The sequence below is a fragment of the Klebsiella sp. GN_Kp190 genome (assembly GCF_040061795.1).
Classification (GTDB): Bacteria; Pseudomonadota; Gammaproteobacteria; order Enterobacterales; family Enterobacteriaceae; genus Klebsiella; species Klebsiella michiganensis.
Window position 1 is genome coordinate 130,201 of record NZ_JBEAFN010000030.1, and the last position, 14,398, is coordinate 144,598.

Consider the following 14,398-nt stretch of genomic DNA (forward strand, 5'->3'; position numbering starts at 1 on the left):
AAGCGGCATGGGTACCCTACTCTAAATACGGTAATCCTTTATGACGCAGCTGATAACTTAAGATTATTCGCAGGCGAGTTTACTCTATTACTCAGCGGATCTGGAGGCGTAATGCGCAGTTTTTCCTTGCAATTAACAAGGTTTAAATGAATTTACAGCATGGAATATTTTGAGATTTGAAGAAAATCTGGTTATTTATTTCAAAATGAATAATAAACACAAGTTATGATTCCATATATTTTCATTCATACAACAGATACTTTCATTTTAGATCTAAACACCACTTTTACATTAATAGACGATATTTATAACTATTAATACATATCATTTCAAAGTTTTATCCAAAAACAGGGCGCATTGTCCGCGAGACAATGCGCCATATCGCTTAGTATGCCGCCACCTCGCGCGCCATTTCGCGCGTATATTGCCGGCTGGCGTTAACCAGCATCTGCGTATAGGCCGTTTGCGCCTCGCCGTTGACCAGCGCATCGACCGTCAGGGTTTCAAGGATTTTCCCGTACTGCATTACCGCCACCTTCTGGCATAAATGGGCAATGACGCCCAAATCGTGGGTCACCATCAGGTAAGTGAGTTTAGCCTCCTGCTGCAATTCTGCCAGCAGGTTGAGGATCTCGGCCTGCACCGACACATCCAGCGCCGACGTCGGCTCATCCAGCAGCAGCACCTGCGGCTCAAGGATCAGCGCTCTGGCAATCGCCACGCGCTGCCGCTGGCCACCGGAAAGCTGATGCGGATAGCGTTCGCGAAACGCACGATTGAGGCCCACTTTGTCCAGCAGCGCATGAATCCGCCGGTCGCGATCGTGAATGCGATGAATCTGCAGCGGCTCTTCAAGGATATCGCCAATGGTGTGACGGGGATGCAGCGATCCGTACGGGTCCTGAAATACCATCTGCACCTGACGGCAGCGCTCGCGGCTAATCTCATGCCCTAAGCGCTGCCCGTCTATGGTTAACTCCCCCTGCCAGTGGGTAAACAGCCCCGCCAGGCACTTCAGCACCGTGGTTTTGCCGGAGCCGGACTCCCCCACCAGACCGTAGATCTCGCCGGGCTTAACGTGGAAATTAACGTCGTACAGCACCTGGTTACGCTTCTCCCCTTCGCCAAACGCGAGGTTGAGACGTTGAACTTCAATCATCATCCACTCCTTATTCCGTTAACCAGCTGGCCTGGCGCTGCAGCACCGGCAGTATCGGGCGACGATGCTGCATATCCGGCAGCGAGTTAATCAGCCCCTGAGTATAGGGATGGCGGGCGTTATCGAGATCGCAGGCGGCAATAGACTCCACCACCCGTCCGGCGTACATCACCAGCACGCGGTCGCAAAAGCTGCGCACCAGGTTGATGTCGTGGCTAATAAAAATCAGCCCCAGCCCGCGCGACTGAACCAGATCATCCAGCAGGCCCAGCACCTGCAGGCGCACCGACACGTCCAGCGCGGAGGTCGGCTCATCGGCAATCACCAGCTCCGGGTCGGTAATCAGCATCATAGCAATCATGATGCGCTGCCCCTGTCCGCCGGATATCTCATGCGGATAAAGCTGATAAACGCGCTCCGGCTGGCGAATACGCACCACCTCCAGCATCTCCAGCGCCTTTGCCTTTGCCTCATCTTTGCGTCCCGGATGATGGGTCAGCCAGGCCTCGGCGATTTGCTTACCGACGCAGACCACCGGATTAAGCGAATATTTCGGGTCCTGCATAATCATGGAGATACGTTTGCCGCGCACGCCGCGCATCTGCGCTTCAGTAAGTTGCAGCAGATCGAGGTTGGCAAACTGCATCCGGCTGGCGCTGACGCGGGCCTTTTTCGGATGCAGCTGCAGCAGGGCGCGCCCAACGGTGGATTTACCTGAACCGGACTCGCCGACAATGGCCAGCTTTTCGCGCCCCAGCTGGAAGGAGACACCGCGCACGGCATGGGTCACCGCGCTGCCGTTAACAAAGTCGACGCACAGATCGCGCACGTCGAGCAGCGGAGCATTATTCGCTGCGAGGATCGAGGATGTCACGTAGGCCATCTCCTAAGAAGTTAAACGCTAAGCTGTTGATCAGAATCGCCAGCCCCGGAATCGTAACCACCCACCAGCACTCCATCATGTAAGTGCGCCCGCTGGAGATCATCGCCCCCCACTCCGGCTCCGGCGGCTGCGCGCCGAGCCCGAGAAAGCCGAGACCGGCCGCGGTCAGAATGATCCCGGCCATATTCATGGTGATGCGGATAATGACCGAGGGCAGACACAGCGGCACGATATGGCGCCAGAGGACGCGGGCCGATGAAGCGCCCTGCAGACGCACGGCGGAGATAAAATCGGCCTGGCGCAGAGAGAGCGTTTCGGCGCGCGCCAGGCGCGCTATCGGCGGCCAGGCGGTAAGCGTGATGGCGATAACCACGTGCTCCAGCCCCGGCCCTAAGGCGGCGACAAACGCCAGCGCCAGAACCAGACTCGGGAAGGAGATGAAAATATCGGTGACGCGCATCAGCACCATATCGACCTTACCGCCAAAATAGCCGGCGCTGACGCCGAGCAGCAGCCCGAGCGGACCGACGGTCACCGAGACCAGCAGCACGATATAGAGCGTGATGCGCGAGCCGTACACCAGGCGGCTAAAGATATCCCGGCCAAACTCATCGGTGCCGAACCAGTGCTGCGCGTTGGGCGCGACCAGCGCGCTGTTGAGGTCCTGTACCAGCGGGTTATACGGCGCAATCAGCGGCGCGAAAATCGCCACCACCAGCAGCAGAAAGATAATTCCGCCGCCGATGGCCGTTAGCGGGTTGCGCGCCATTTTGCCGATAAACCCGACGGCCCGCGCCGCCGCGCGTTGCAGCCGCTGACGGCCTTCACCCGTGCCGCCCGAAAGCGGCGAATCCAGAGAAACGGTCATGATTTTGTCCTCGGGTCAAAGAATTGATACAGCATGTCGGAGAGCAGGTTGAGCATCACGAAGATCGCCCCCACCAGCAGCACGCAGCCCATTACCGCATTCATATCGCCCAGCAGCAGGCTACCGGTGAGGTAGGAGCCGAAACCCGGCCAGGAGAAGACGGTTTCAATCAGCACCGCGCCTTCCAGCAGCGCGCCGTAGGCCAGCGCCACCACCGTCAGCAGCTGTACGAGGATATTGCGAAACGCATGGTTCCAGATGACCTGACGCTCGGTCAGCCCCTTCACCCGCGCGGTAATAATGAACTCCTGCGACAGCTGGGCCAGCATAAAGCTGCGGGTCATGCGGCTGATGTAGGCCAGCGAGTGAAAGCCGAGCAGCGAGGCGGGCAGAATCAGGTGATTAATTGCGTTCCAGAAGACCTGACCGTTGCCCGCCAGCAGCGCATCAACGGTCATCAGCCCCGTGCGGCGCGGCACCATACCGTCCAGACCAAGGTCCACCCGTCCGGCGCCGCCCACCCAGCCGAGCCAGGCGTAGAAGACTAAAAGCCCCATCATCCCGACCCAGAAAATCGGCGTCGAGTAGCCCGCCAGGCTGATAATGCGCACGACATAATCGGAGACGCTATTGCGCCGCGCCGCCGCCAGCACGCCCAGCGGAATACCGAGGCCCGCGCCGACGAGAATCGCCATCGTCGCCAGCTCCATGGTTGCCGGGAAGACGCGGATAATGTCGTCCACCACCGGTTTCCCGGTCAGCAGCGCGTTGCCCAGATCGCCGTGCAGCAGGTTGACGAAATAGATGCCAAACTGGGTGGTCAGCGATTTATCAAACCCCAGCTGATGGTAAACCTGCTGGTAGGTACTCTGGTCAGCGTCCGGGCCAACAATCGCCAGCACCGGGTCGATGGGCATGACGCGGCCAATAGTGAAGGTCAACAACAGCAGGCCGAACAGCGTAATCACCACCTGCAGCAGCCGTTTTGATAAGCGCCGGCCGCGTGAGCCGGGCGCAAGGATTGCGATACTCATCCTTTCTCTCCTTCGCGGACTTTATCGACGTCACGCAGAAAAGTGGTGGCAGAGGGGTGCGGCTGATACTGCCGCACCTCGTTACGCACCACCACGGAATCGACCATCTGCGAAAGCGGAATGAGGGCCGGGACCAGCTGGTCGTAGCGCGTCTGGATGGCCTGGTAGTCGGCCACCTGTTTTTGCGGATCGCGTTCCAGCAGGGCGCGGTCAATCATCGCGTTGAGCTGTGGGTCGTAAAAGCCGGTGCGCCAGCCCTGGAAGTTGGTCAGGCGCGCCTCATCGCTGTTATCCGGGTTATAGACCAGCGCGCGCAGGCTGGAGTGCGGGTGCGGCTCCATTCCGCTGCCGCCGCGTCCTACCAGCAGGTCAAATTTACGCTCGCGCATCGCGCCGTAGATCTGGTTACCGGTGCCGGTGATAATTTTGGCGTTAATCCCCGCCTGCATCAGCGTCGACTGCACGGCGATAGCAATGTTCAGGAACGGCTGATCCGAGAGGACCCGCAGCGTGGTATCAAAGCCGTTGGGATAGCCTGCTTCCGCCAGCAGCTTTTTCGCCCGCGCCACGTCCAGCTTATAGCCCGGGTCGGGCAGCGTTGACGGCATGCCCGCCTTAATCGGCCGCTGGTGCAGCACCCCGTAGCCCGGCATCAGCGCTTTATTGATGCCCTGGTAGTCAATCAGATAGCGCACCGCTTCACGCACTTTCGGATGGGCGAAGTGCGCCTCTTTCATGCTCATCGCCACGTAGTACATGGTGCCGCGCTGCACCGCATCGACGGTCAGCTGGGGGTCGCTGCGCAGGGCGTTGATGTCGGAAACCGCCATATTGTTGGCAATATCGAGGTCGCCTTTTTCGATCATCAGGCGCAGGGTTTGCGACTCCTGGAAATGGCGCAGCACCACGCGGCTCATTTTCGCCTCGCCGCGCCAGTAGTCAGGATTGCGCTTCATGCGCAGCACATCTTTCGCCTGCCAGGTTTCCAGCGTGAACGGCCCGGAGCCGGCTTCATGGGTGGTCAGCCAGCGGTTACCCCAGTCGTTATCCTGCTGGTGGCTTTGCACCGTTTTGCTGTCGAGCACTCCGAGGTTGCCCAGCGCCGCCAGCGAGTAAATCACCAGCTGCGGATCGTTATCTTTGGGTAACTCGATTTGCACCGTGAAGCGGTCCGGCGCGCTGACCTGGCTGTCGATGTTTTTCTGACTGAAACCGTAGGATTTCCATACCGAGGCCTGCGCCAGGTTGAGGTGCAGGATGCGCCGCATCGACCACACAACGTCGGCGGCGGTCAGCGGGTTGCCGGAGTGAAATTTCACGTCGTCGCGCAGATGAAAGGTCAGGGTTTTGCCGTCGGGGCTGATATCCCAGGATTTCGCCAGCGCGGGCTTAACGTTGGTGAGCTGCTCAGGGTCAAGCTCCACCAGCGAGTCGTAGAGGTTGACCACGATCCCCACCACTTCATTACCGGTCATCGCCGCCGGGTCCAGGGTGAGCAGGTTATTCATATTCATACCGATGATGAGCTGGTCGGGCGGCGTTTTCGCCATCGTCGCCCCGCTCCCCATCGACACGGCGAGCGCGAGTAAGCACGCTGCCAGTCGGGAGGTTTTTTTCATATCTCTGTTTGCCTGTACTGTAGGGTACATGTTGCCGGATGACGGCATTTTCGCCTTATCCGGTCTACCGGGCCGCAGGCCCGATAAGCGCAGCGCCATCGGGCATTTATTTTTTTGAATCAGTCGTGGCTAACGGTATTGGCTTCGATATACGCAAAATTAATGTCTTCGCCGAGGCCCGGACGTTGTGACAGATGCACAAAGCCCTGGTCATCCATCGGGTCAACAATGCTATTGAGATAAGCCGCCGGTTCATCGTAGTCGAGGAACGGATGCAGCAGGCCGCGCTCGTACCAGCGGCAGTTGCGGATCGCCCCGACCACCGCCAGGCTTGCCGCGCCGTTGCCGTGGACTTCGCAATCCATGCCGAAAGATTCCGCCAGCGCCGCGACCTTCATGGTCGGGGTAATACCGCCCACGCCGTTAGCGCCGGCGCGCAGAATGTCGCAGGCTCCGGCTTTCACCCATTCGGCGCGCATGCGGTGCTTGCCGCCGAAGCTCTCCGGCCCGACGATGGGGATCGACAGATTTTCCGCCAGCCACGCGTAGGAGGACATCGAATCCTCCTCCATCGGCTCCTCAAACCAGGCGAAGTTGAGTTTTTCCAGCTCTTTGCCGATCCACAGCGCCTCGGCGCGGCTGTACCAGTGATAGCCGTCAATCATCAGGTCAATATCCGGCCCCACCGCTTCGCGCACCGCCGCGCAGGCTTTAATGTCCATTTTGGGATTGGGCGCAAAAGAGATTGGCGGCATCCAGGTGTGCAGCTTGATGGCCTTGTAGCCGCGGGCGACCAGCTTTTCGGCAAAGGCGGCATACTCCTCCGGGGTCGACAGACCGCCCGGCAGATCGTCGCCGCACATCGTACTGCCGTAGGCCGGGACGGTGTCGCGATAGCCGCCGAGCAGCTTGTAAACCGGCATCTTGAGGCTGCGGCCTATCAGGTCCCACAGCGCCTGTTCAATAAACGACAGCGCGCGCTCGGTCAGCTGGTGAGCGCTGCCGCGCTGCCAGTGGTTAAGATCCTGCCAGATACGCTCGCGGTTAAACGGGTCCTGCCCCACCAGCACCTTGCGGAAAAAGGTATTCACCACGAACGGGCGCACCACTTCCGGAGGCGCAAACGAAAAGCCCTGCGCGCCATCATCGGCGGTGATGGTCAGCATCGCCATTTTGGCCATGCTTTCAGCCCCCGGATGGGAGTGCCCGGCGCTGTCGGAAACCCGACGCGTGGGATACTGGAAAACGGTGACATTTACAGATTCAATTTTCATGCTCGGTCCTTATCACGGCCAAATCCGATCGATAGAAGCAAATCGGCAAAGTGGTTTCACATTATTGAAAATATGTTTCAATATCTAATCTAAGCACAATTACGCAGCAGTGCCTCGGACAAACACCGCTAAGCAAGGCAATAAATTTGGGCATTGGCACAACAAGGCGTGACTGTTTTCACAAAAGATAAGCGAAATGTGAGGCGGATCGGCATGGTGAAAAAGGGGGGCGTGAGCGCAGAAAAGAGAGTAACCGACCGTGTACATCCCGGGATTTTCTGCGCTCACGAAAGGGTGAGTTATTCGACCGCCTCCGCCTCGGCGGTAAGGGCTTCCAGCAGTTCAGGCAGCGCCCGATAGCGGCCAGCGGCGCCCTGAAAACGCGCGTGCTGGCTATCTTCGGCAATCACTATCGTGGCAATCCCCGCCGCCCGGGCGGCGCTAAAGCCGTTGAAGCTGTCTTCGATCACCAGGCACCGGCTGGCGTCGAGATTCAGCTTATCCAACGTCGTCAGATACACCGCCGGATGCGGCTTGCCCTGCGCTTCATCGTCCGCGCTGCAAATCACATCAAAATAGTGCCAGAGCGAGAGCTTGTTCAGCACGGCGGCGATAACCTGCCGGGACGAGGAGGTGGCGAGGGCAATTTTATAACCGGTATGGCGAAAATAGCGTAACGCCTCATGCACGCCGCGCATCGGCTCGCCTTCGGCGGCGATCAGGCCGGTAATACGCTGCAATATCGCGGCCTCAAGCCGCTGCGGGGCAAGCTCAAGCTGGCAATAGCGGCACCAGGTGCGGGCAATATCGTCGAGGCGTTTGCCTTTGGTCAGGGTTTCGCACTCCTCGACGCTCGCCGCTGCCCCCCACTGCGCGAGGGCGTCGATTTGCGCCTGCCGCCACAGGGCTTCGGAATCAATAATTACGCCATCCATGTCAAAAATCACTGCCTGAATACTCATCATCCACCTCATTAAGGCCGGCATGCCTGGCATGCCGGCCGCATCACCTTAAGAGAACTCCACCTGCTCGCTGGCCGGCGCTTCCTTGTGGGTAAAACCCGGCTGCTCCACGCGAATAAACGCACAGAGGAAAAAAGCCGCCACGTACAGCGCGGTATAGGCGATCACCACCCCGATGGTGCTGAAGAACGGGAGCAAAATCACCGCAATGGCCGGCGCGAGAAAGTTCGACATCCCCGCCGACAGGTTATATACCGAAATGGCCGCGCCTTTGTGCTTCGGCTCCAGCGCCGGGAAAACGGCCGCCAGCGGTACGAACGCGGCGACAAAGATCCCCAGAGCGATAGCCGGAAGCAGCGCCATCGCGAAGTTATGTCCGAAGTGCTGCGGAATGTAATAAAACGCCAGGCTGGAGAGCGCCATGCCGATGCAGCCGAACCAGCGCACCACCTTCATCCAGCCCAGTTTTTCGCCCAGAATGCCCCACAGCACGTTCGAAAAAATGGTGGTGAAGAAGAAGACCGCCCACACCTGCAGCCATTCCGAGGTAGTAAAGCCCAGCTCATCGACGAACATCATCGGCATAATCACCGCAAAGCCGAACAGCGACAGGGTGTTGATAATTCGCACCATGCTCGACAGCAGAATATTGCGGTTGGTATAGAGCAGCGTCGCCGCGCGGCCCAGTTCGGCAAACTTCTCGCGGGTGGTCAGGTTCTGCATATGGTGCGGCGTTTTAATATGGCGCAGGGAAGCCAGCGCAATGATGCCGCCGGTGACGCAGAAAGCCAGCGCCAGCCACAATGTCCCCAGCTCGCCGATATGCGGGATGGTAAAGCTCGGAATATAGCTGCCGAACACGCCGATGCCGATCGAGTAAACCGCCCAGAACCAGCCGATCGCCGAGCTGGCGTTATCGCTTTTCACGTTGTGGATAATGGCGACGATAAACGAGTAAAGGAACAGCGGATACGCGAAGCCGCGGATGCCGTAGAAAACCAGGATCAGGGCATAGTTCGCGTGACCAAGGCCGAAAACGAGGAACAGCACGTGGAACACGCACCACAGCACGAAGCCAATCATCATGGTCTTCAGCGGCGTGATGATTTCCGCCACCACGCCGGAGATCCACGCCGACAGCGCGGCGGCCAGGCCGTAGAGGGTAAAGGCGAACGATGCCTGCGCCGGGGAGAACCCGAGCTCTTTGATGTAGTGCGACAGGAATGCCAGTTCAAAACCGTCGCCGGTCATAAATACGGCAATGGCGATGTATCCCCAGAGCAGGTTCAGGGGTAAACCGAGCCACTGTTTATTATTGATGGACATAATGACCTCGTTTTTAGGGTACAGGAGGCCGCTCCGGTCAGTTCACCGGAGCGGTTATGGTGATAAAAATTAATGCTGCCGATAGTTCAGATCGTTGAAATACAGGGCCTTAAACTGCGCATAGCGCCGCATCAGGGTTTGATGGCGTACCGGGTCCGCGCGCCAGGTCTGCCAGATCTCCGGTTTTTCACAGACTTCGGTAATCGGTTTGCCCGCCGCCAGGCAGGCCAGCCGCGCCGCGCCCAGCGCGCCGCCGGTCTCACCGCCTTTGTGGGTCACCACCGGCATATCGAGGATATCGGCCAACAGCTGCGCCCAGAACGGGCTGCGGGCGCCGCCGCCAACCAGCGAACATTGTTCGATCTGCGTACCGCTCTCTTTCAGTACCTGCAAACCGTCGCTGATGCCGAAGCTCACCCCTTCCAGCACCGCGTAGCCGAGCTGGGCGCGCAGGCTGGAGTGGGTCATGCCCCAGAACATGCCGCGCGCGTCAGGATCGTTGTGCGGCGTACGTTCGCCGGAGAGATAGGGTAAGAAGAACGGCGCGTGGGACTTCTCCTCTTCGCTAAGTTCGGCAATCTCCTCCAGCAGCGCCACTTCCGTGGTGCCGGTCAGGCGGCAGAACCACTGCAAACAGCTGGCGGCGCTGAGCATCACGCTCATCTGATGCCACAAATTCGGCAGCACGTGACAAAACGCATGGACCGCCGACTGCGGAGCCGGACGATAGGCGTCGGTCACCACAAACAGCACCCCGGAGGTGCCAAGCGAAATGAACGCATCCCCGGGCGAAACCGCGCCGACGCCTATGGCGCTGACCGCGTTATCGCCGCCGCCTCCGGCTACCGCTACCGAGGCGTTCAGCCCCCAGCGTTCGGCCACCTGCGGGTCAAGGGTAGAGGAGACCTCGCAGCCTTCAACCAGGGTCGGCATCTGGCTGCGCGCCAGGCCGCATTTATCCAGCAGAGCGTCGGACCAGTCGCGCTTCGCCACGTCCAGCCACAGCGTCCCGGCGGCGTCGGACATATCGGAGACTTTTTTACCGGTCATCCGGTAGCGCAGATAATCCTTCGGCAGCAGCACCGTGGCGGTGCGCTGAAAGTTTTCCGGCTCATGGCGACGCACCCACAGCAGCTTCGGCGCGGTAAAGCCGGGCATCGCCAGGTTTCCCGCCACCTGATGCAGCTCCGGCGCCATCTCTTCCAGCTCCGCGCACTCCGCGGCGCAGCGGGTGTCGTTCCACAGGATTGCCGGGCGAATCACCTCCCCGTCGGCATCCAGCAGAACCGCGCCGTGCATCTGCCCGGAAAGGCCAATGGCCTTAATGGCCGGCCAGTGCTGGGCGCATTTTTCCCGCAGCGTGGTCATCAGATACTCCGTCGCCTCCCACCATGACTGCGGCGACTGTTCTGACCAGTGCGGATGGGGCCGCTGAATGCTCAGCGGCGCGCTATGGCTGGCGATAACCTCATTGTTCTCATCAATGACCAGCGCTTTGACTTCCGATGTGCCGAGATCGATACCCAGATACATAGCCACCTCTTAGTTAATCAGCGTATAAACGGCCGCCACTTTTTCGCGCATCAGCGCGAGGAAATCGGCGTTTTCGGCCAGTTCGCCAAACAGCGCTTTATCGCGGGCGTAAAGGGCCAGCGGATCGTTGGCTTCAAACATCTGATGCACCCCCTCGGCGTCGAGGATGCCGTCCTGGTACTCATACGGCAGGGTGCCCTTGTGCCACTGCTCCATAAAGACGAAGAACAGCGCGGGCAGCATGGCGGTGGCTTGCGGGCGAACGCCGCGCTGGTAGCACTCCTGCAGGGTTGGGGCGATCATCGCCGGAATTTTCGAGAAGCCATCGGCGGCGACGCGCTGGTTGGTGTCCTGGATATATGGGTTGGTAAAGCGTTTGAGCACCACGTCGCGATAGGCCGGCAGGTCAATGCCATTATCGCCGAGGCATGGGATCACATCTTCCGTAACGTAGCGGTCGGCAATGGCGTAGATGAAATCCGTTAGCGTGCTTTCATGAATGTACTGCTGGCCAATTAACGTTCCCGCCCACGCAATGCAGCTGTGCGACGAGTTCAGAATGCGAATTTTCGCCTCTTCGTAAGGAATCACCGACGCCACCATCTCAACCCCGACCGCTTCCAGGTTCGGGCGTTCATCGCGGAAGTTGTTTTCCACCACCCACTGGATAAAGGTCTCGCCCATCACCGGCGCTTTATCGTCAATGCCGGTCTGCGCTTTGATGCGCGCGGGCAGGTCCGCCGCCGGGCGCGGGGTGATGCGGTCGACCATGGTGTTCGGACAGGTGGTGTTGGCGGCCATCCAGTCAATCACCGCCTGCTTGCCGGTTAGCTGCAGGAACTCAACCATACCGTCGTGGAAGCGTTCGCCGTTATGGCGCACGTTATCGCAGTTCAGCAGAGTCAGCGGCCCGGCGTTGTCCGCCATACGCTTTTCCAGAATCCGCGCGATAGTGCCGTAAATCGTTTTGCACTCCCCTGCCAGATCGGCCTGCAAATCGGGGTTGCTGGTTTCCAGCTTATGGCGGGTATTCAGGTAGTAGCCACCTTCCGTCACGGTGAAGGCGATGACTTTGGTCTGCGGGTTTGCCCCTTCGTTAATCAGCGGCTGCAGCCCGGCCTGCCACGGCAGCAGTTTCTGAATGGAGGTGATCTCTTCATATTCACGTTCCCCTTCCGGGCTGACGGTTTCCAGCACATAGCGCCCGCCCTGCGCCGCCAGCGCCTGAACCACCTGTTCGGCGTCGTTGCGGATATTCCCCGCCGCGATGTGCCAGCGTTTATCTCCGGAAGCGATCAGACGATGCAGATACCACGCCTGATGCGCGCGATGAAAAGAACCCAGACCAATGTGAAGCCATGTGAATTGATTGTTCATGTTCCGCTCTCCTTGAGTTGATGGCCTCACTGTAAATGATCAATTGACCAAAATAAGAGCCACAGATCACAAAAGAACAATTACCCAATAAAATTACAATTGACCAGAAAAGAGCAAAAGCTTGCCAGTTTTCCCGACCACGGCGAGAATGCGGGTATTCGCCGGGCGAAATTATCGCCGCGGCCCGACACTTAGGGCAGGAAAGCATGAGCAAAGAAGATGATATCCGGCTGGATCAAAAGGTCCGCGCCGCGTGGATGTACTACATCGCCGGGCAGAATCAGAGCGAGATCGCCAGCCAGCTTGGCACGTCGCGGCCAGTGGTACAGCGGCTGATCGCCGCCGCGAAAGAAGAAGGGATTGTGTCGATTAGCCTGCACCACCCGGTGGCGAACTGCCTCGACTATGCGCAGCTGCTGCAGGAGAAGTACCGGCTTATCGAGTGCAATATCGTCCCCGCCTTTAACGAAGAAAGCACCCTGGATAGCGTCTCCTTCGGCTGCTATCAGCTGATGGCCCGCTATCTGCAGGATGATAAAGAGAAAATCATCGGCCTGGGTTCCGGCCTGACCCTGAAAAAAGCGCTGCAGCGCATCGACTTCGACAGTCTGAACACCCGCTGCGTCGCCCTGATCAGCGCCATGGACGCCGACGGTCAATGTAACTATTACGATGACGTCCCGCTGCTGCTGACCAGCAAAATTAAGGCCAAGTACTATCAGTGGCCCGCGCCGCGCTACGCGCAGACCCAGGACGAGTACGACATGTGGTGTACCAGCCGGCTGTTTCGCAGCGTTTCCGCCGTCGCCCGCCGGGCGGACGTTATTTTTGTCGGCATTGGGCCATTAGGTACCCAAAGCCCCATCTTCAAAGATGGCTTTATCAATCAGGCGCAGATGGATGAGCTGACCGCACGCGGCGGCATCGGCGAGATCATGGGACGCTTTATCGATGCCGAAGGTGGCGTGGTGGAGAGCGAAATCAACAGAATGATCACCAGCTACGATATCCGCCAGAACCAGTGCCCGCGCATCGCGGTGGCGTGCGGCGAGTACAAACGCCCGGCGATTCTGGCGGCGCTTAAAGGCGGCTGGATCAACGGTCTGGTGACCGACGAGCATACCGCCCGCTGGCTGCTGACGCGCTAACGGCGGCAGCCGGATCAGCGGCTGCTCATCAACAGCGGCGGGATTTCAATCCGCTGCTGCCCGGCCTCGCCGGCGTCAATAATCGTGAACACCGCTTCCAGCATCGCCGGCACGTCCTGCTGCACCATGTCGATATCGTGCCCCAGCAGATAGACAAACGGGTCCCAGTCGAAGCAGCCCATCGGCGGCTGCTCGCTGCCGGTAAGTCCCGCCTGCGACAGCCAACGCACCACCCCTTCCAGCGATATTGTCGAGTTGACAAATAGCCCCGGCAATGGGGTCTTTGCGGTAGCAAACCGCTCCTGCAGGCAGGCCTCAACTTTGCCTTTTGAATAGCCGGGCGCCAGGATATTTTCCTGCGGCACGACCAGCCCCTGCTCCCGATGCGCATCGTGGAAGCCGCGTAAACGCTCGCGGGTGTTATGGTCGCTGCTGCGCCCGCCGATAAAGGTCAGCGGCGCCAGCGCTCCCCGGCGGCGAGCGCTGTTGGCGAGGATTTTGTGGGTCAGCGCCTTCGCGCCGCCGTAGTTATCCGATATCACCGACGGGGCGACAGAGCCCGGCAGGTCGAGATTGACCGTGGGCACGCCTGCCTGCTGGCACAGGGCGGTAATTTTGTCCGGATTGGTTGCCCCGGTGGCTACCACCCAGTCAACCTGCCAGGAGAGCATCGCTTTTACCGCTTCGATCTCCAGCTCCGGCCTCCGGCGCGTACAGGTGATAATCGGCAGCAGGCCGCGCTCGCGGGCCATCTCCTCAAAGCGCTCCGCCACCGAACCGAAATAGCGGTTATCGTATTTGGGGATAATCATACCGATGACGCGCGATTTTTTGCTGCGCAGCATGCTGGCCTGGCGGTTAATCGCATAGCCCTGCTCCTCGGCAATCCGCGTCACCTTTTCGGCAAGCTTCGCGCTGATGCGGCGCTTTTTCCAGTTGCCGTTGAGGATAGCGCTCACCGCGCTCGCCGAAACGCCGGACAGTTCCGCCAGGTCGTAAATCGTGATTTTCTTCATTTTCCCAACTTGCGTCACAAAATCATTTCGCTGTTAATTTCCCCACTTGCTCAATCGATGAAGCTAGCGCAACATTAGCTTCATCGATTGAGCTTCCATTTTACTTCCCGAAGTATTAACGCATTCAGCGTGAATACGCCAGCGAACATCAAAAAAATGACGCTCATATTCAATACCTTAACAAGTTTTCGTCTCCAGC

The 14,398-nt window shown here is 59.0% G+C and carries 12 protein-coding genes; 1 reads left to right on the forward strand and 11 read right to left on the reverse strand.

Going from position 1 to position 14,398, the window contains the following annotated elements; genetic code table 11:
* Positions 1–385: 385 nt before the first annotated feature.
* The 10 genes from ABLU67_RS19175 to dalD form a co-directional block, all read right to left on the reverse strand.
* Positions 386–1,159, reverse strand: coding sequence for an ABC transporter ATP-binding protein (locus ABLU67_RS19175; protein WP_014230105.1), 774 nt, complete (start codon positions 1,157–1,159; stop codon positions 386–388).
* A 10-nt stretch (positions 1,160–1,169) separates the two neighbouring features.
* On the reverse strand, positions 1,170–2,033 hold the full coding sequence (locus tag ABLU67_RS19180) for an ABC transporter ATP-binding protein (RefSeq protein ID WP_232553627.1): 864 nt from the start codon (positions 2,031–2,033) through the stop codon (positions 1,170–1,172).
* Entirely contained in the window at positions 2,005–2,910 is a 906-nt protein-coding gene (locus tag ABLU67_RS19185; RefSeq protein ID WP_025107786.1) for an ABC transporter permease, read from the reverse strand. Before ABLU67_RS19185 ends, ABLU67_RS19180 begins: the two co-directional genes overlap by 29 nt.
* A complete protein-coding gene (locus ABLU67_RS19190) occupies positions 2,907–3,944 on the reverse strand; it encodes an ABC transporter permease (RefSeq protein ID WP_032719862.1) in 1,038 nt (345 codons plus the stop codon). The genes ABLU67_RS19185 and ABLU67_RS19190 overlap by 4 nt, the downstream gene beginning before the upstream one ends.
* Positions 3,941–5,563 carry an ABC transporter substrate-binding protein gene (locus ABLU67_RS19195; RefSeq protein ID WP_348852457.1) on the reverse strand — a complete coding sequence of 541 codons (1,623 nt, stop codon included), beginning with the start codon at positions 5,561–5,563 and terminating at the stop codon, positions 3,941–3,943. Before ABLU67_RS19195 ends, ABLU67_RS19190 begins: the two co-directional genes overlap by 4 nt.
* A gap of 119 nt (positions 5,564–5,682) precedes the next feature.
* Complete coding sequence (locus ABLU67_RS19200) at positions 5,683–6,837, reverse strand: mandelate racemase family protein (RefSeq protein WP_025107789.1); 1,155 nt, start codon at positions 6,835–6,837, stop codon at positions 5,683–5,685.
* A 299-nt stretch (positions 6,838–7,136) separates the two neighbouring features.
* Positions 7,137–7,799 (reverse strand): HAD-IA family hydrolase, encoded by a 663-nt coding sequence (locus ABLU67_RS19205; RefSeq protein ID WP_025107790.1) that lies wholly within the window; start codon positions 7,797–7,799, stop codon positions 7,137–7,139.
* Positions 7,800–7,847: 48 nt separating this feature from the next.
* Positions 7,848–9,125, reverse strand: coding sequence for a D-arabinitol transporter (gene dalT / locus ABLU67_RS19210; protein ID WP_025107791.1), 1,278 nt, complete (start codon positions 9,123–9,125; stop codon positions 7,848–7,850).
* 69 nt (positions 9,126–9,194) lie between these two features.
* Positions 9,195–10,658, reverse strand: coding sequence for a xylulokinase (gene xylB, locus ABLU67_RS19215; protein ID WP_348852458.1), 1,464 nt, complete (start codon positions 10,656–10,658; stop codon positions 9,195–9,197).
* A 9-nt stretch (positions 10,659–10,667) separates the two neighbouring features.
* Positions 10,668–12,035, reverse strand: coding sequence for a D-arabinitol 4-dehydrogenase (gene dalD / locus ABLU67_RS19220; RefSeq protein ID WP_032693709.1), 1,368 nt, complete (start codon positions 12,033–12,035; stop codon positions 10,668–10,670).
* Between the two features lie 206 nt (positions 12,036–12,241).
* On the opposite strand from dalD, the gene ABLU67_RS19225 reads away from it, so the two are divergent.
* The gene (locus tag ABLU67_RS19225; RefSeq protein WP_014839020.1) at positions 12,242–13,183 is read left to right on the forward strand and encodes a sugar-binding domain-containing protein; all 942 of its coding nucleotides are present in this window, start codon (positions 12,242–12,244) and stop codon (positions 13,181–13,183) included.
* Between the two features lie 14 nt (positions 13,184–13,197).
* Here the strand turns inward: ABLU67_RS19225 and ABLU67_RS19230 are convergent, their stop codons facing one another.
* Entirely contained in the window at positions 13,198–14,199 is a 1,002-nt protein-coding gene (locus ABLU67_RS19230) for a LacI family DNA-binding transcriptional regulator (protein WP_025107794.1), read from the reverse strand.
* Positions 14,200–14,398: the final 199 nt, after the last annotated feature.